At 69.9% G+C, this 17327-nt stretch carries 15 protein-coding genes; 6 read left to right on the top strand and 9 right to left on the bottom strand.

What is annotated here, in order from left to right; all coding sequences use genetic code 11:
- Positions 1–86: 86 nt before the first annotated feature.
- The gene (locus tag AB0D53_RS22420) at positions 87–971 is read right to left on the bottom strand and encodes a hypothetical protein (protein WP_362449262.1); all 885 of its coding nucleotides are present in this window, start codon (positions 969–971) and stop codon (positions 87–89) included.
- A 31-nt stretch (positions 972–1002) separates the two neighbouring features.
- On the bottom strand, positions 1003–1986 hold the full coding sequence (locus tag AB0D53_RS22415; RefSeq protein ID WP_362449260.1) for a helix-turn-helix domain-containing protein: 984 nt from the start codon (positions 1984–1986) through the stop codon (positions 1003–1005).
- A gap of 521 nt (positions 1987–2507) precedes the next feature.
- Between AB0D53_RS22415 and AB0D53_RS22410 the strand changes: the two genes are divergently transcribed.
- Positions 2508–2732, top strand: coding sequence for a DUF397 domain-containing protein (locus tag AB0D53_RS22410; protein WP_362449258.1), 225 nt, complete (start codon positions 2508–2510; stop codon positions 2730–2732).
- 37 nt (positions 2733–2769) lie between these two features.
- Here AB0D53_RS22410 and AB0D53_RS22405 read toward each other — a convergent pair whose 3' ends face one another.
- Positions 2770–3510, bottom strand: a complete 741-nt coding sequence (locus AB0D53_RS22405; protein WP_362449256.1) for an SMI1/KNR4 family protein — start codon at positions 3508–3510, stop codon at positions 2770–2772.
- Between the two features lie 51 nt (positions 3511–3561).
- Between AB0D53_RS22405 and AB0D53_RS22400 the strand changes: the two genes are divergently transcribed.
- Positions 3562–3765, top strand: a complete 204-nt coding sequence (locus AB0D53_RS22400) for a DUF5954 family protein (RefSeq protein ID WP_362449504.1) — start codon at positions 3562–3564, stop codon at positions 3763–3765.
- A gap of 59 nt (positions 3766–3824) precedes the next feature.
- Here AB0D53_RS22400 and AB0D53_RS22395 read toward each other — a convergent pair whose 3' ends face one another.
- The gene (locus AB0D53_RS22395; protein WP_362449254.1) at positions 3825–5108 is read right to left on the bottom strand and encodes an LCP family protein; all 1284 of its coding nucleotides are present in this window, start codon (positions 5106–5108) and stop codon (positions 3825–3827) included.
- A 119-nt stretch (positions 5109–5227) separates the two neighbouring features.
- Between AB0D53_RS22395 and AB0D53_RS22390 the strand changes: the two genes are divergently transcribed.
- Positions 5228–5776, top strand: coding sequence for an acyl-CoA thioesterase (locus AB0D53_RS22390; protein ID WP_362449252.1), 549 nt, complete (start codon positions 5228–5230; stop codon positions 5774–5776).
- Positions 5777–5887: 111 nt separating this feature from the next.
- Here the strand turns inward: AB0D53_RS22390 and AB0D53_RS22385 are convergent, their stop codons facing one another.
- Complete coding sequence (locus tag AB0D53_RS22385) at positions 5888–7270, bottom strand: LCP family protein (protein ID WP_362449250.1); 1383 nt, start codon at positions 7268–7270, stop codon at positions 5888–5890.
- A 280-nt stretch (positions 7271–7550) separates the two neighbouring features.
- Here AB0D53_RS22385 and AB0D53_RS22380 point away from each other — a divergent pair, with 280 nt between their 5' ends.
- Positions 7551–8564 (top strand): glycosyltransferase family 2 protein, encoded by a 1014-nt coding sequence (locus tag AB0D53_RS22380; protein ID WP_362449248.1) that lies wholly within the window; start codon positions 7551–7553, stop codon positions 8562–8564.
- A gap of 71 nt (positions 8565–8635) precedes the next feature.
- Here the strand turns inward: AB0D53_RS22380 and AB0D53_RS22375 are convergent, their stop codons facing one another.
- From AB0D53_RS22375 to AB0D53_RS22360, 4 genes are all read right to left on the bottom strand, one after another.
- Positions 8636–10309, bottom strand: a complete 1674-nt coding sequence (locus AB0D53_RS22375; protein ID WP_362449246.1) for an LCP family protein — start codon at positions 10307–10309, stop codon at positions 8636–8638.
- Positions 10310–10358: 49 nt separating this feature from the next.
- Entirely contained in the window at positions 10359–11891 is a 1533-nt protein-coding gene (locus AB0D53_RS22370) for an LCP family protein (protein WP_362449244.1), read from the bottom strand.
- A gap of 490 nt (positions 11892–12381) precedes the next feature.
- The gene (locus AB0D53_RS22365) at positions 12382–13614 is read right to left on the bottom strand and encodes an LCP family protein (protein WP_362449242.1); all 1233 of its coding nucleotides are present in this window, start codon (positions 13612–13614) and stop codon (positions 12382–12384) included.
- 182 nt (positions 13615–13796) lie between these two features.
- Positions 13797–14549, bottom strand: a complete 753-nt coding sequence (locus AB0D53_RS22360) for a TIGR03089 family protein (protein WP_362449240.1) — start codon at positions 14547–14549, stop codon at positions 13797–13799.
- 138 nt (positions 14550–14687) lie between these two features.
- On the opposite strand from AB0D53_RS22360, the gene AB0D53_RS22355 reads away from it, so the two are divergent.
- Both AB0D53_RS22355 and AB0D53_RS22350 read left to right on the top strand, forming a co-directional pair.
- Positions 14688–16055 carry an N-acetylmuramoyl-L-alanine amidase gene (locus AB0D53_RS22355; protein ID WP_362449238.1) on the top strand — a complete coding sequence of 456 codons (1368 nt, stop codon included), beginning with the start codon at positions 14688–14690 and terminating at the stop codon, positions 16053–16055.
- Between the two features lie 119 nt (positions 16056–16174).
- Positions 16175–17266 (top strand): NDP-sugar synthase, encoded by a 1092-nt coding sequence (locus tag AB0D53_RS22350; protein WP_362449236.1) that lies wholly within the window; start codon positions 16175–16177, stop codon positions 17264–17266.
- The last annotated feature ends 61 nt before the right edge of the window (positions 17267–17327 follow it).

The following is a 17327-nucleotide window of genomic DNA, read 5'->3' as shown; positions in this document are numbered from 1 at the left end:
ACCGATTCCCACGACCTGCTCGGAGCAGACCGAATCGGGATCAACCATGTCCCACAGGCAGGGCACGCACCGGGATGAGGCCGACGCTACTCCTCGGTGAAGATCTCCTCGGCGGAGGTGGCGGTGACGGCACGCATGAGCCACCGGCGCAGAGTCTCGGGGTCGCCGCAATCGGTGATCTGCCTGTGAATCCTGTCGGGAACGGTGATGCCGCGCTCTCCCAGTACGAGCAGGATGTCCTCGGCGCGGCCTTGCGCCCGGCCTTGCGCCCGGCCTTCGTCCCGGATTTCTTCCGACATGAAGGACTTGTAGAAGGAGAGGTCCACGGCCACCAGGTTCCTCCAGTGCTGTGCGGCCGGGCGGTTGCCCAGGCCCTGTGCGGTGAGTTCGACGATGGGGTCGGCGATTGCTTCCGGTGTGTCCCGCAGTGCGGCGGACAGGGTTTTCAGTATGGCACCGACGTCCGGATTGTCGGCGTGTGTGATGGCGGCCAGGGTGGCGAGGGCGAGGTCCTTGCGGGCTTCGGCCACATCGGTGATGACCGGCATGTTGTGCGGGCCGGCGACGAGGGGGTTCAGGGCGAGGGTCTGCCATTGACGGACGCCGATGGCGATGGGGCGTGCGGCCCATTCGGCGGTGGCGCGGTCCTGGCAGACGACCAGTAACAGGACGGGCAGCCCGTACCTGTTGTGGAGATAGCTGACGTAGTACGGCCAGCTGGCGGTCTCGCGCGGGTCCTTCTTGCCCTGGGCCTCGATGGCGAGGACGAAGGGCCCGTCGTGCTCCGTTTCGATGCGCAGGAGGGTGTCCACCCGACGTTCGACGGGACGGGCCTCGGTGAGGTCGGTGGGCAGGGCGGTGGCCGACGTGGGTGGTGGGATGTCGACCCCGAGCACTTCGGAGACGCGGGAGAAGAGGCCGGGGTACTCCTGGAAGATGCGGTGCATTGCTTCGTGGGGCGAGCTGACCATTGAGGTCCGTTCGGGTCGAGTGACGTTTCGGTCAGGCGGCTGTGTGGAGGTCGGTCCGGCAGTCGCGGCAGTCGCGGCACTGGCCGGAGTGGCGGGAGCGGAAGGCACGGTCGCAGCGGTCGCAGCGGTCGCAGTTCTGGAGCGGGATGACGATGACCTCGGGGCGTGCGAGTGCGGCGACGTCCTGGGCTCCTGGTAGCGGTGGTGGCAGGAGTGTGGTGATCCGGTGGCGCAGGAGCTTGGCGGGGTGTTTCAGGGGGTTCGGGAGGTCGGTGGTGAGGGCGTGGCGGATGGTGTCGGGGTGGGCGTCGCGTTCGAGCCAGGTGGCGACGCCGGGAGTGAGGGCGCGGATGTCGTTCTCGGAGAGGACGAGTTGGGGCGCATGGCGGCGCAGGTCGGTGAGGAGGGTGGTGGCCACGCGCTGGAGTTCCGGTGTGAGCTCCTGCGGTTGGGGGAGCGGGGGTGGCGGTGCCGTGCGCGTGGTGGGGGCCGGTACGGGGACGGGGGCGGGCTGCGGCTGGGGTGCAGGGGATGGAGCGGGGCGCGGTTCGGGAGCGGGCGCGCGCGGCGGTGGCGGCGGCGTGGGTAACGAGGTCGGCCGGCTGGGGTCCGTCCGGGGCCGGGGAGTTGTGACGGGGTGGGCGGTGGCGCCGGGCTGGTTGTACGAGACGGTGCGGGTGATGATGCGGCCGTCGGTGAGGCGTACGCGGCTGCGGTGGAGGTAGCCGTGGGCTTCGAGTTCGCGCAGGGCGGCGGCGATGCGGGTCTCGCCCTCGGGGAAGCGTTCGGCGAGGCGCTTGATGCCGATCCTGGCTCCGGCGGGGAGCGACTGGATGTGGGCGGCGAGCCCGATCGCCGCGAGGGAGAGTCCGCGGTGCTGGGCGAGGTGGTTGCCGATGACGGTGAAGCCAGCGGCATGGCGGAAGTTGATGTGGATGACACCGGACGTCGGTGTGGTGTCTCCGGGTACGGGGGACGGGGCGCGCGGGGGCGCGGTAGTCTGCGGGGTATCCATCGGGAAGCTCCTACTTCCTCGGTGGTCAGGCCCCCGGTTGAGACGGCGAATCTCGGTCGGGGGCCGACGCATGTCTGGAGTTGTCGCGGCGAGCATATGCCAGCCAACCCGCCTGAAATCCAGCCCAGTTGCCCCATGTCACCCGAGTGAGTGACGAGAGCGGGGCGGAGTCGGGTTTGGGTGGGGAGGGTAATTTCCCCAGGTCCTCAAAAGCTCTATGCCTCGCGGAACGCGGGGACGCGGCTCACCGCGTCGCGGGTTTCCGCGACCCGGTGGAACGGCTCTGGCGCGGCGCAGAGTTGGAAAGCCCGGCCGAGCGGGAGCGGAATGTTCGGTTCGGGTGATGTGCTGGGCTTTCTCATTCGGCGCGGCCACGCATGCGTACCGTGAATCTCGAAGCCCCCTTTGCGTACGGCGATTGTCCCGTGCTCGTCCAGTGCTGTCCCGGCTGTCCGGGGTGACGTGTCGGGAACACCAGGGGTTGGGCCAAGAACGGCAAACGCGTCGGAAGTGAGGCACGAATGAGCGTGGATTGGACCGGTACGGAACACGGTGACGCCGGGGCGGAGGAGCTGGAGTGGCGCACGAGCAGCTACAGCAGCGACGGCAGTGAGGCCGACTGCGTGGAGATGGCTCTCGCCCTAGGCACGGTTCACGTCCGCGATTCCAAGAACGCCCAAGGCCCACGCCTCGTCTTCGGTCCCAACGCCTGGGCGGGCTTTGTCTCCTACGCGACCGAGCGCTGATCCTGCTCGGCCGCCGGCCCCGGCGGGGCGACTCCCGTCAGCCCTCCTCGTCCTCTCCGTCGAAGCGGTCGAAGGCCTCCTCCGTACGGGCGCGGAACATCGCGGTCCGGTGACCGTCGCGGAGGATGATCTCGTCGTGCGCGTACCAGCGTGAGCCGCGCTGCTGACTTGTCGGGTACTCCGGGAACGGCAGGCGCCGGAAGGCGGCGGTGATGTCCTCGGGCAGGCCGGTTTCGTCGCCGGGGGTCACCCACCCCATCAGGTCCTCGTCGGCGCACAGGGCCTCGGACAGGACGATCTCGACGAACGCGATGCTGACCCGGCCCAGCCACGCCTCCCAGTCGTCGGCGGTGGGCCGGACGAGGTCGGCGCGGGCCACCACCGGCGGGTCCTCCTGGTCGAGGTCCGTGACGCGTATGCCCCAGTAGGCGCAGGACTGGTTCTCGACGCGGAAGACCAGTACGCCGCGGTCCTCGTCCACGTAGAGGTCCTGCGGGGCGAGCAGGGAGTCCTGATTGTCGGTCAGGTCCCTGCGGCGCCCGAGCAGTTGGTAGGCCTCGCGCAGGGCCGCGGGCATGGGAAGGCCGAGCCGGGCCTGCGCCGCGTCGAGGTCGGCGGGGGTGTGGCCGTCGGCCCCGGCCAGGGGGTGCCGGCTCCAGTCGCGGGCGAAGGCGCGGATGAAACGCCATGCCGCCTGCCTGTCGGGCTGCTCGCCGGTGGCTGCCGTGAGCGCGTCGAGGTCGAGCATGAGGTTCGGGGGCTGCGGCTCCTGGTTCATGCGTGCGACTGTAGGCGCCGCCACTGACAAGGTCCCGGCGCTCCTTCCCGCATCCCCGGTGCCTTCCGGCCACGGTCACGGTCTCGGCCCACCGGGTCACGCGGGCGTTGCTTCGAGACCGCCCGGATCGAACGGATGGTGCGCACCGGTCCCGCAGGACCGGAGGGGTCGCGGCGCCCGGACGTCGACGACCAGGAGCCCGCGAAGACCCATCCATCGATGGACGGGTGGGGTGGCATCGACTGTCGCGCATGAGCGGACAGCGGCAGGGCCCGGACGGCGAACCGTCCGGGCCCTGCCGCCAGTTGTCGTCGTCAGTTCTCGGTGACGGTGACCTTCTCGTCGTTGTTGAGCTGCTCCACCAACTGCTTGACCTTGGCCTTGTCCCAGACCACATTCCCGCCCGAGAAACCCGAGATCGGCATGTTCATCGACTTGCCGTCGCCGCCGGTGACGTCCTTCATGGCGAAGAACATCTGGCCCAGGGACCAGAGCGACATGTCCTTGTCCACGATCAGGGTGTCCAGGCCGGCGCCCATCGTCGGGTACAGCTTGAACGGGTTGAGGATCGTGGCGGGCGTCGCCGTCTGGCTCGCCAGCGCCGCGAGGAACTTCTGCTGGTTCTTCGTGCGGGCCAGGTCCGCCTGGGCGAAGGCGTATCGGGTGCGGACGAAGGCCAGCGACTGCTCGCCGTTCAGCGTCTGCTTGCCCGCCTTGAAGTCGGCGCCGGACTTCTTGTCCTTGAAGCCCTTGGGGATGTCCAGCTCCACCCCGCCGATCGCGTCCACGATCTTGGCGAAGCCGCCGAAGCCGATCTCGACGTAGTGGTCGATGTGCAGTCCGGTGTTGAACTCGACCGTACGGACCAGGAGTTCGGGCCCGTCCATGGCGTAGGCGGCGTTCAGCTTGGTGAAGCGGCCGCGGCCCGGGTAGAGCTTGCCGGAGTCGGAGCCCTTGAACGAGGGGATCTCGACGTTCGAGTCGCGCGGCAGGGAGACCAGCGTCGGCCCGTTGGATCCGTCGTGCAGGATCATCATCGAGTCGGTCCGCTTGCCCTCCGCGGAACCCGTGTGGAGCTTCTTCTTGTCCTCGGCCGTCATGCCTTCGCGGCTGTCGGAACCGACGATCAGGTAGTTGGTGCCGTCACCGCTCTTGGGCCGCTCGATGACCTTGGAGAGGTCCACCTCGCGCTTGAGCTTGGAGTCGGCCCAGAAGTACGTGCCTATGGAGACCCCGAGGACCACGACCACCAGGGTCAGCGCGCCTATCTTGATCCGGCGGCGCCAGTCGGGCGCCGAGCGCCCCTGGGCGTAGCCGCCGCCTTGGCCGCCGCCTTGGCCGCCGCCCCGGCCGCCGCCGTAGACCTGGCCCGTGTTGTAACCGTTGTCGTACGCTCCGGCGCCGTCACGGCCGTCGGCGTACTGCTGCGACCCGCCCTGACGCTGCCGGGGCGCGGCCGGGCGGTGCTGGGGCGGGACGGGAGGGCGCTGGACGTGCCGCATGACGCGGGCGCCCTCGGGCGGCTCACCGGCGCCGCCCTGCCCGTAGCGGTTGCCGCCGCGGTTGTCGTCGGACCATCCCTCGGGCCAATCGTTCATGCGGTCCAGTGTGCAGGCCAGGTGCGCCGGTATTACAGGGGGTGCGGGAAATCGCATCAGGGCTGTTGCGAAGCTGATGCATTGCGGCCGCGTGTAAGGCCCCGCATAAGGTGGACGGTATGACAGATCAGGCCCCGCGCCCGGAGGGCGACATTCCGGGCAAGCCGACCGCCGCTTCCCGGACCACCCTCAGCCACATCATGACCGGCAGCGACACCAATCTGCTGGGTACGGTGCACGGTGGCGTGATCATGAAACTGGTCGACGACGCGGCGGGCGCCGTGGCCGGCCGGCACTCCGGCGGCCCCGCCGTGACGGCCTCGATGGACGAGATGGTCTTCCTGGAGCCGGTCCGCGTCGGTGACCTCGTGCACGTCCGCGCCCAGGTGAACTGGACGGGGCGCTCCTCGATGGAGGTCGGCGTCCGGGTCATGGCCGAGCGCTGGAACGAGTCCACCCCCGCCCAGCAGGTCGGCAGCGCCTACCTGGTGTTCGCCGCGGTCGACGCGGACGGCAAGCCGCGCCCCGTACCGCCGGTGGTGCCGGAGACCGAGCGCGACAAGCGGCGCTACCAGGAGGCGCAGATCCGGCGCACCCACCGCCTCGCCCGCCGCCGCGCGATCAGGGAGCTGCGCGAGAGGCGCGCGGCGGAAGGCATAGAGGACTGAGCGCGTGTACGTGCCGGGTGTCGCAAAAGGCATGGAGGACCGAGCGCGTGTACGTGCCGGGTGTCGCGGAAGGCATAGAGGACTGAGCGCGCCCGGCCACAGGCCCCGCGATCACGGGCAGGCCACCTGGTCGCCCGTGACCGCGCCGAAGCCGCCGCTGTCCGTCTCCTCGGCCCGGACCTGCTGCACCTTCTCGAAGTCCTTGCCCGCCGTCACCCGCATCGTGGCGCCCTGCCCCCGCACCGCCCGCAGCTCGGCCCCGGGCAACGCGGCCGCCAGCGCCTTCGCGGACCGGTCCCAGCGCGGGTCGTAGGTGATCAGGGTGCGCTCGATACCGTGCGGCTCGCCGTCCACCCGCATCTCCGCGTTGAGCGGGGCGCGCGTGGTGTCGAAGCCGGTGGCGTGGAGCGCGTCGTCGACCGTCCTGCCCAGCCCGTCCTTGGGCGTCCCGTTGTAGACCTGGACCCGGATCTGCCGGGGGTCGACGTCGACCTCGACCGCCTCCGGCCGCTTGGGACGCGCGGGGGCCAGCGACTTGTCCTCGCGCAGTGCCTGGAAGAGCTTCTTCGACTTCGCCTCGTCCCACTTGACCGTCGAGCCGATGCCCTTGACCGGGTAGGAGGCGTTCCCCACGGGTACGGTGGTGAACTCGGACGAGGCGGGGGAGAAGCCGCGCATCGCCTGGCCGAGCTCCAGCATCTGCTCCGTACCGAACCCCTTGTCCGCCCGGACCGAGCTCAGCATCGTCGAGGCGACATCGCGGAACTTCACCGGGTTGAGCAGCACACCGCTGCTGGTCGCCTGCTTGATCAGCGAGGCGAGGAACTTCTGCTGGCGCTGCATCCGGCCCAGGTCGGCGGCCCCGTCGATGTGCCGGGAACGTACGTACTGAAGGGCCTGGCCGCCGTCCAGGTCATGGGTGCCCGCGGCGAGGTCGAGACCGGTGTACGAGTCCTTCATCGGCCGGGCCGTGCAGATCTTCACCCCGCCCAGGGCGTCCACCGTCTTCATGAAGCTGGTGAAGTCGACCTCCAGATAGTGGTCGATCTTGATGCCCGTCATGTGTTCGACGGTCCGCACGGTCAGATTCGGCCCGCCCTCGGCGTAGGCCGCGTTCAGCTTCAGCGGGTGCGTGGCACGCTGCTCACCGGTGTTCCGGTCGGTGTGCTCGGGGGCCTCGGCATAGCTGTCGCGGGGGAGCGAGACGATGCTCGCGCGGTCCTTGTCCGCCGACAGATGCACCAGCATGACCGTGTCGGTGCAGTGGCAGGGCGCCCCGCCCAGCCGGTACTTCTGCTTCTCCTGCGGGGTGATCCGGTCGCGGCCGTCGGTGCCCACGAGCAGCAGATTCATGCCGGTGCCCGCGCGTGGCCGGTTCTTCATGTCCTTGAACGGATCGATCCGGTCGATCCCGGTCGCCAGATTGGTCACCACCGCGTGGCCGATCCCGCCGGCTCCCAGCACCAGCACGGAGAGACCGGTCACCATCCGCATGCCCCAGCGTGGTCGTTCGTCCTGCTTTCTGGACCTGCGCTGCGGCGGAACCGCGCGGGACTGCGGCGGACGGGGGGAAGGGTGCGGTGTGGACACTTGGGGGACCTCCGCGGTGCGAGGGGGAAACCGTTCGCACAGTAGGTCCATATGATCAACGGCCCGGTGTGCAACCCGGCGGGGCGCGCCGGTGTCCCCCATTCGCGGTAACGTGGCGGCCGAATCATGCCGCCTGGTGGGGTGCGAAACCCCCGGCGCTCCCGAGGACCACCCGAGGACCACCATGTCTGCCGTGCAGCACCCCGCCGTCTCCGTGATCATGCCGGTGCTCGACGAGGAACGTCACCTCAGGAACTCCGTCCGGCACATCCTGGAGCAGGAGTACGCAGGTGAGATGGAGGTGGTCATCGCACTGGGGCCCTCCACGGACCGTACGGACGAGATCGCCGCGGAGCTGGTGCGCGAGGATCCCCGGGTCCACACCGTCCCGAACCCGACCGGCCGCACCCCGGCCGCCCTCAACGCCGCGATCAAGGCCTCCCGCCACCCGATAGTCGTGCGGGTCGACGGCCACGGCATGCTCTCGCCGAACTACATCGCGACCGCCGTCCGCCTCCTGGAGGAGACCGGCGCGCAGAACGTGGGCGGCATCATGCACGCCGAAGGCGAGAACGCCTGGGAGGACGCCGTCGCCGCCGCCATGACGTCGAAGATCGGCGTCGGCAACGCGGCCTTCCACACCGGCGGCCAGGCGGGCCCGGCGGAGACCGTCTATCTCGGCGTCTTCCGCCGCGAGGCGCTGGAGAAGGCCGACGGCTACAACGTGGAGTTCATCCGGGCCCAGGACTGGGAGCTGAACTACCGCATCCGCGAGGCCGGCGGCCTGATCTGGTTCTCGCCCGAGCTGAAGGTGCAGTACCGGCCGCGCCCCTCCGTGCGGGCACTGGCCAAGCAGTACAAGGACTACGGCCGCTGGCGGCACGTCGTCGCCCGCTACCACTCCGGCTCGATCAACCTGCGCTACCTGGCCCCGCCCGCCGCCGTCTGCGCGATAGCGGCCGGCATCGTCGTCGGCGCGGCCGTCACCCCGTGGGCCTTCGTCGTCCCGGCCGGGTACGCGGCGGCGATCGTCGCCGGTTCCGTACCGGCGGGCAAGGGCCTGTCGCTGAAGGCGCGGGCGCAGATCCCGGTGGCCCTCGCGACCATGCACATGTCGTGGGGGTACGGCTTCCTGACCAGCCCGCGCTCGCTCGCGAGGAAGGTCATCGCCAGCCGCCGCCCGGCCATGACCGTCTGAGCATCACCGCAGACACCGCGGGGGCCCTCCGATGTGCCGGAGGGCCCCCGCGGTGCGTCGTGTCCCGGTACCTAGAAGCCGAAGCCCGGCTGGATGTCCATGCAGGCGGTCTCGTCGTCGCCGTTGAGCGCCCGTGCGCTGTCCGGGGTCTTCTCCTCGGCGGAGGGCGCGTGGTAGTCGCCGTCCTCTCGCCAGTCGGCACCCACGGCCAGTGTGATGCCCGAGACGTCGGTCGACTTCTTCACCGCCGACAGCGGGATGCCGAGCGCCTTGGCGACCGCCTGGGCGTTGCCCTCCATGTCCACGGTGGGGAAGAGGATCTCGGTCCGCTTCGCCGCCTCGGTGTTCTGCGTGTCGATCGTGGCCCGGGTGAAGCCCTTCCCGGCCAACAGGTCCTTGACCGCCGAGGCGCGGCCCTTGGCCGGGTACTCGGTCTCGGTACGCGTTCCGTTGCGGACGGTCACCGGGGTCTCGGCCGGGGAGGCGGTGGGCTTCTTGGCGGCGGCCGGCTTCTTGCGCTTGGACGCCTTGCCGTCGAGCGGGATGTCGTCGCGCACCATCTGGAAGAGCTGGTCGGCGTCGCCGGGCTTGGGGAGCACCCGCTCCTTGAGCGTGCCCGTCCCGTAGACGTTCGGCATCGTCGTCATGGTGATGCGCTTGGTGGGGACCCTCTTGAGGTCCTCCGCGAGGTCGTAGAGATCCTTGACCGTGTCGATGCCCTTGTCGACCGTCAGCGCGTCCGTCGCCGCCTCGGCGAGACCCATCAGCTTGCCCGGGTCGGTGAGCTTGGTGCCCTTGCGCAGCTCACGGACCATCGAGTTCATGTACATGTGCTGGGCGTGGGTACGGCCGAGGTCGGTGCCGTCCTCGAAGCCGTAGCGGGTGCGCAGCCACTGGAGGGCCTGCTTGCCCTTGATCTTCGTGGTGCCCTTCTCCAGCCTCAGACCGGAGCCGTGGCCCTCGCTGTTGTGGGAGTAGACATTGCCTTTGACGCAGACCGGGACGCCGCCGATCGCGTCCGCCATCGAGACCACACCGGAGAAGTCGATCATCATGAAGTGGTCGATGGTGATGCCGGTGAGCTCGTACCAGGTGGCCACGGAACATCCGGGACCGCCGCGGCCGAGCGTCTCGTTGGTCATTGTCAGACTGGTGCTCGCGGGGTAGACGTGCTTTGTCTTCGGGTCGGTGCACTTCGGGATCTTCAGCATGGTGTCGCGCGGCATGCTGATCACCGACATGTTGCTGCGGTCGGCGGAGACGTGGAGCAGCATCTGCACGTCGGCCAGGGGCGGCGCCCCGAAGGTGTCCTTGGCCCCGCCGAGCTTCTGGTTCTCCGCGTTGTCCCGTGCGTCCGAACCGAGGAGCAGGATGTTCAACGGCGTCTGACCGGCGGCGTTGGCCTTGTGGTCGGCCATCTTCTTGTCGCCGAGGGTCAGATCGGCCTTCTTGATGTTGGCGTTGAGGTGCTCGTAGTAGAGGTATCCGGCGCCGGCGCCGCCGACTATGAGCAGCGCGGTCACCGACGCGACCCAGCGCAGCACCCGGCGTTTGCCCTTCTTGCCGCGCCGCTTGCCGCCACCGCGCCGGTGACCGCTCTCCCCGGAAGCGGCCTGCCGCTCCCCGGAGCCGGAGCCCTCGTTCTCCTCCGGCTCCTCCTCGTAGAGCCCGTCGTCCCAGCCGAGTTGGCCGGCGTGCCGGACGCGTGGTCGCGTCCCCTCCCCAGGCGTACTGCTCCGTGCCACCAGGTCCCCCCTGCTGCTCAGACTCGTTGTTCCGCGCAGTGACCCGGTGTCACTTGGCGCACTCTGCCTTGTCGGCGTTTGCTTGCTGAATGTCGGCCGGCACCTTCGCCGGCCCGGTGATGGGAGTGCCCGCGCCCTTGAAGTCGTCCCCCAGGGTCAGGACCATCGCCTGGAGCCCTTCGGCGTCCGTGGTGCCCTGCTTCATGGCCGAGCCGGGCAGGCCCATCATGGCGGCCAGCGCGCGGGCCTGGTCCGCCTGGTTCGGCGCGTACTCCAGCGTGGTCTTCTCGGCCTTCGCCGGGGCGTTGGCCTTGTTGGTGGACTTGAGCACACCCTGCTCGTTCTGGAGCCAGGTGACGGTCGCCTGTGCGGCGCCGGGCACCTTGCCGCCGTTGTACACATCGACGCGTACGTCGCCCGCGGCCGCCTTGGAGCCCTTGAGGAGCGCGTCCTGCTTGCTCTTCGCGGCCTTCTTCTTCGACTTCACCTCGGTCAGCGAGGTGTCGTCGCGCATCATGGCGAACAGCTGGTCGGACTTGGCCGGGTTCAGTACGACGGTGACCGGTGTCTTCTCGGCCGGGTTGTCGAGCACCGGCACCGTGGTGAAGGTGATGTTCTTGGTGTTGACCTTGCTGAGCTCCTGGGCCAGCGAGGCCAGCTTCGTCCCCGTGCCGATGCCGGTGTCGACGGTGAGCGCCTTGGTCGCCGCGTCCGCCAGCTTGTAGAGCTTGGTCGGGCTGGTCAGGGTGGAGTCGGACTGCATCTGCCGGATCATCGAGGCGATGAACTGCTGCTGGACCTTGATCCGGTCCAGGTCGCCATGGTTGCCGAAGCTGTGCCGCGTCCGTACGAACGCCAGGGCCTCCTCGCCCTGGATCCGGTGCTCGCCCGCCGGCAGGTCCAGGTGCGAGTCCGGGTCGTTGACCGGCTTGGCCAGGCAGATCTCGACCCCGCCGACCGCCGTGGACAGCTCCTTCACCGCGTTGAAGTCGACCATCATGAAGTGGTCGACCTTCAGACCGGTGATCTCCTTGACCGTCTCCATGGTGCAGCCGGCGTTACGGCCCTCCTGGCCGAGGCTCTGGTTGAAGCGGACGTTCTGCGTGCCCGGGACGACCTTCTCCGAGTCGTCCGGCTGCTTGACCTTGCAGTCCGGGATGTCGGTGATCAGGTCGCGGGGGATGCTCAGCGCCGTCGCGTTGGTGCGGTCCTCGGAGACGTGGAAGAGGATGTTGGTGTCGGCGTGGCCGACGCTCCCCTTGTCGCCGTAGCCCTCGTTGCCCTTGCCGGTGCGCTTGTCGGTACCGATGATCAGGATGTTGATCGGGGCGTCGTTGTCGAAGACGTTCTTGTTGCCGGAGCCGCCCACGTCGACCGTGTTCAGGTTGCCGTTGAAGTGCTGGTACAGCGCGTAGCCGCCCACCGACAGGCCGACCAGGACGAAGGCCGTCACACCGCCCGTCCACATCAGCGCCTTCTTGCGGCGGGCCTTGGGGGCCTTGCGGCTGCGGCGGCCGGCCGGGCCGGAACTCTCCTGCCCGCGGCTGCCGTTGGCCGAACGGCGGCTGCGCTGACCGGGCACCTCGCGGCCCGGACCGGACTCCTGGTCCTCGCGGGCCGTATTCCGGCGATCGCCCCTGCCGTCGCGGGACGTGCCTCTGCGCCCGCCGGCATTGTCGCGGACCGGCTCCCTGCTATTGGGAACACGCGCGCCGGAAGTACGGGAAGGGGCGTCCGAATCCCCTCCGGAATGATTCAGTCGCAGTTCGTAATCACCGGTGTGCGGGTTGAGGACCCACTGGTCTGCGGGGTCGATTCCATCCGCCCGCCCACGGCTTTGCGCATCCACGGTTGCTTGAGTCCTCCGTCGGTGCCACGCGAGGCGCCTCCCCCGATCAGGCGCTCGATCTTTCGCTCCAGAAGTGCGCGGCCTGGCGGCCGGCAGCACCGGATCGCGTCACACTATCGGCCCAGTTCGGCATAGAGCGACGTGCGTGACAAATTCCACGCTCCTTACAACTGGTCATACTGCTCATTACGCGCCGATCACCGGCTTCTGTTTGGGAATTGCTTTACTGCTTGCACAGGTCCGCCGCCGCGTTGTTGCCCGAATAGGTAGGCGTGGGGCTGGGGCCCGATCCACCCGGGGTATCGGTCGCGGCATTGTTTTTCCCGTTGTTCTTCCCGTTGTCACGTTCGAGCTCGTCCGCCGGGACCACGGCGACCGGATCGTCCTCGCGCAGCCGCTTGAAGAGCCGGTTCGCATCAGGCTGTACGAGTTCGTCCCGGTTCGCGTTGGCGATGTAGGGCTGCCGGGGCACGGTCAGGAACTGCACCTTGTCGGTCGGTACGTTGCGCATGCCGCGCACCAGCTCGTACAGGTCCTTGAGGCTGTCCAGCCCCGGGTCGGTGGTCAGCGCCTTGGTGGCCGCGTCCAGCACCGGGTAGAGACGGGTCGGATTGAGCAGTACGCCGTTGCTCTGGACCTTGTTCACCAGCGCGCCCAGGAACTGCTGCTGGCGGTCCATGCGTTCGGTGTCGCTGCCGTTGCCGATCGACTTGCGGGCCCGTACGTACCCCAGCGCCTGCTCGCCGTCGAGCTTCTGGCGGCCGGCGGGGAGCTTCAGATGGGCGTCGGCGTCGTCGACCGGCTTCTTCAGGCAGACCTCGACCCCGTCCACGGCGTCGACCATGTCCTTGAAGCCGTTGAAGTCGACGACCATGTAGTGGTCGATCCGGACGCCGGTCATCTTCTCGACCGTACGGATCGTGCAGGCCGTGCCGCCGAACTCGAAGGCCCAGTTGAACTGGGCGAATTGTTTCTTCGTCGCCGTGCCGTCCGCCCGGTGGCAGACCGGGATGTCCACCATCAGGTCGCGCGGCAGGGACATCGCCGTGGCGCTCTTCCGGTCCGCGGCGAGGTGGAGCAGGATCGTGGTGTCCGAGCGCTGGCTGCCGCCGTCGTCACGGCCGTACTTGCGGTTGTCCCCGGCCCGGCTGTCCGAGCCGATGAGCAGGATGTTCTCCGCGTCGTGCACCACGGAGGCGGGCCGCTCCCGCTCGTACGCCTTGAGTTCGGCGGCGGCGGACGTGTCGGTCCTGATGTTGCCGTCGAGCTTCCGGTACAGCCACGCGCCGACGCCCGCCGCGACCAGCACGACGAACGAGGCGCCGAGCGCGGTCCAGCGCAGCCAGTGGCGCCGGTGCCTGACTCCGGTCAGCGGGGTGGCACCGGATTCGCCCCCGGGCCCGGGCTTGTCCCCGCCCGCCGCCGGGTCGTCCGGCGGGCCGGCGCTTTCGCTCACGTCTGCGTCCATCCTTCACGTTCGGCGGCGCGTCGGGCCGCCGGTCGCAGGAGTAGACGGCTGAACCTCACGCTTGGTTGTGTCCTCGGTGGTCCGTAACGCCGATCATGTACCGGAGTTGAGGCGCAGCCCCCGAGGACTCGACGCGGTGTGGGCCGGAAGAGTGGTCCTCAGCGTGCTTGTCATACCGCGCTGTTGGTGACCCGCTCGCTCTCCACGCGCTTCGCCAGCCCCTCCTCGCCCAGCTGCCCCAGATGACGGCAGAGGACCACGGACCCGCCGGCGGCCAGCGGCGCGAACAGACCCGCGCTCAGTCCCTCCCAGCTGTCGTACGAACGTCCCGTGAGCAGCCGTGATCCGGCGGTCAGACCGAGCGCGGCGGCATCCTCGCGGGCCCGGGCCACCAGCTGCGCCGAGGTCAGCTCGACGCCGTCCACCGTCAGCGCGGGGGCCTCCGGGTCCACCGGTGCGAAGGGGGCGAACCGGTCGCCCTGGCCCGGCACCTCGACCGCGTAGTCCCCGAAGCCCTCGGGCGCCTGCGGGAACCTGCCGCCCAGCGGGCGCAGCGCCAGGGCGACCCGCTCGCCCCGGCAGGCGCGCGCGGCGTCCAGGCTGTCCGGGCCGCTGACGACGAGGTCGGCCGCGGCCGGGTCGCCCTGCACCTCGGCGACCACGCCGACCGAGGAACAGGCGAGCAGCCAGACCGCGGACTGCCAGTGCGCGGGCAGCAGGAGCGCGAGCCGGTCGCCCGGCTCGGCGGCGAGGTCGCCCTGCAGGAGATTGGCGGTCTTGGCCACCCAATTGGCGAAGGTGGCCACCGACAGTTCGACGCGTTCTCCGGTGGCGTCGTCGTAGAAAGTGACCAAGGGGCGGGCCGGGTCCGCGGCGAGCGCGGAACGCAGCAGGTCGGCAGGGGTGCGGTCGGTGGCGTTCATCCGCGCAAGAGTACGCGGCGGTGCCCGGTCGGGCGGGAGGAGAAGGCTGCCGGGTGCACCGGTTCGGCAGACGGGCCGTCAAGTGCGCCGGGACACCCCGGTGGCCGGACTTGCCGGTGTATGCCCAGGATTATTCGTATGCGTGCCTTCCTTGCATCCTCGATCGGTGTCACTTGTGCGGCCGTTCTCGTACTGCCGTCGGCCGTGCCCGCGGGCGCCGCCACCGACACCCGCACCGTCCCCGCCGAGTCGGCCGAGCCCGTCGATGTGCCGGGCTCGACACAGTCCCTGCCGATGCGGACCCTGCCGACGCCCTCCGACCGGGCCACCGGCGAAACCGCCCGGGCCGCGGCCGCCCCCGACCAGGGGCTGCCCGAACGCGAGGTCCGTCCCTTCTCCCTGGTCGGCGTCGTCTGGGACGACGCCGACACCGAACTCCGCGGCACCGTCCAGGTCCGCACCCGCGCCACCGGCACGGGGGAGTGGTCGCAGTGGCAGGACCTGGAGACCCACAACGCCGAGCACGGCGCCGACCCCGGCACCGCCGAGCGCGAATCCGGCGCCGTCCGGGGCTCCACCGCCCCGCTCTGGGTCGGTGACTCGGACGGCGTCGCGGTCCGCGTACGCCCCGAGGCCCCGGACCCGCAGGACCGGACCGCCCGCGCCGTACCGCTGCCCGGCGGGCTGCGCCTCGAACTCGTCGACCCCGGCAAGGACCCGCAGCAGGTCCCCGGGACGGAGGCCGGGGCCGAGGAGGGTGTCCAGGACGCGGCAGGCGCCCGGACCGCCGCGGACGGGCGCACCGCGTCCCTCACCCCGAGCGTGCTCCCCGCCCTGGGCAAGGCGGAGTCCGAGGTGCGGTACGAGGCCGAGGCCGGCCTCGTACCCGGCGCCCGGCCGTACATCGGCCCCCGTCCGCGCATCGTCACCCGCAAGGGCTGGGGCGCCGACGAGAAGCTCAGGGAGCGCAAGTTCGTCTACACCGGCACGGTCAAGGCCGCCTTCATCCACCACAGCGCCACCGGCAACAACTACACGTGCTCCCAGGCGGCCTCGGTCCTGCGCGGCATCTACCGCTACCACGTCAAGAGCAGCGGCTGGCGCGACATCGGCTACAACTTCGCCGTCGACAAATGCGGAAACATCTACGAGGGACGGGCCGGAGGCGTGACGAAGGCCGTCCTGGGAGCGCACACGCTCGGCTTCAACACCAACAGCATGGGCATCGCGGTGCTCGGCACCTTCACCAGTTCGAACCCGCCCGCCGCCGCGGTGAACGCCGTCGCGAAGCTCACCGCCTGGAAGCTCGGACTGTTCGGCGCCGACCCGCGCGGCAAGGCCACGCTCGTCTCCGGCGGCGGCAACAAGTACAAGAAGGGCAAGAAGGTCAAACTCAACGTCATCTCCGGACACCGGGACGGCTTCGCAACCGAATGCCCCGGAGCGCGTCTCTACAAGAAGCTCGGCTCGGCCCGCTCCAGCTCCGCCAAGCTCCAGGGCCGCTAAACGGAACGGGAGACCGACGCGGACCGCTGCGGGCCGCTGACCGGGGACGACCGAACCGGTCTGCATACACTGGCCAGCCGAAACCAGGCCAGGCCCCAGCAGGAAGCAGAGTCAGTGCTGTGACAGAGGCAAAAGAAGCGATCCTCCTGGTCGGCGGAAAGGGAACCCGGCTGCGCCCGCTCACGGTACACACGCCCAAGCCCATGGTTCCGGCAGCGGGCGTTCCGTTTCTTACGCACCAACTGGCGCGCGCCCGGGCCGCCGGGGTCGAGCACATCGTGCTCGCGACGTCGTACCTGGCGGAGGTCTTCGAACCGTATTTCGGTGACGGCTCCTCGCTCGGCCTCCACATCGAGTACGTCACCGAACGCGAACCGCTCGGCACCGGCGGCGCGATACGCAACGTCGCGTCCCGGCTGGCCTCGGGCCCGGACGACCCGGTGCTCATCTTCAACGGCGACATCCTCACCGGCCTGGACATCCGGGCGCTGGCCGCCTCGCACACGAGCTCCGGAGCGGACGTCTCCCTCCACCTCACCCGGGTCGAGGACCCGCGCGCCTTCGGCCTGGTACCGACGGACGGCACCGGCAGGGTCACCGCGTTCCTGGAGAAGCCCGAGACGCCCGAGGAGATCGTCACCGACCAGATCAACGCGGGGGCGTACATCTTCCGCCGCTCGGTCATCGACACCATCCCGGCCGGCCGCCCCGTCTCCGTCGAGCGCGAGACCTTCCCCGGACTGCTCGCCTCCGGAGCGCACCTCCAGGGCATGGTCGACTCCACCTACTGGCTGGACCTCGGCACCCCGCAGGCCTTCGTACGCGGCTCCGCCGACCTGGTCCTGGGCCACGCCCCGTCCCCGGCCGTGCCCGGCCGGTGCGGCGAGGCACTCGTACTGCCGACGGCCTCCGTCGCCCCCGACGCCAAGATCAGCGGCGGTACGGTGGTCGGAGAGGGTGCCCTGGTCGGTGAGGGGGCCCGGATCGACGGCTCCGCGATACTGGCCGGCGCGGTCGTCGGACCAGGCGCCGTGATCAAGGACTCGCTGGTCGGAGCCGGCGCCCGGATCGGCAGCCGTACGGTGCTCACCGGTGCGGTCGTCGGGGACGGGGCCCGGGTCGGCGCCGACAATGAACTGCGCGACGGCATCCGCGTCTGGTGCGGGGCGGTCCTCCCGGACGCGGCGGTGCGGTTCTCCTCCGACGAGTAGCCGGGCAGGGTACGGCGAACGGCCGGGCACCGGCCGCAGCGCTTACCCTCGACAGGCACCC

The organism is Streptomyces sp. NPDC048295 (genome assembly GCF_040652135.1).
Lineage (GTDB): Bacteria > Actinomycetota > Actinomycetes > Streptomycetales > Streptomycetaceae > Streptomyces.
The sequence above is the reverse complement of the archived record's forward strand: the minus strand, read 5'-3'. Positions and strand labels throughout refer to the sequence as shown.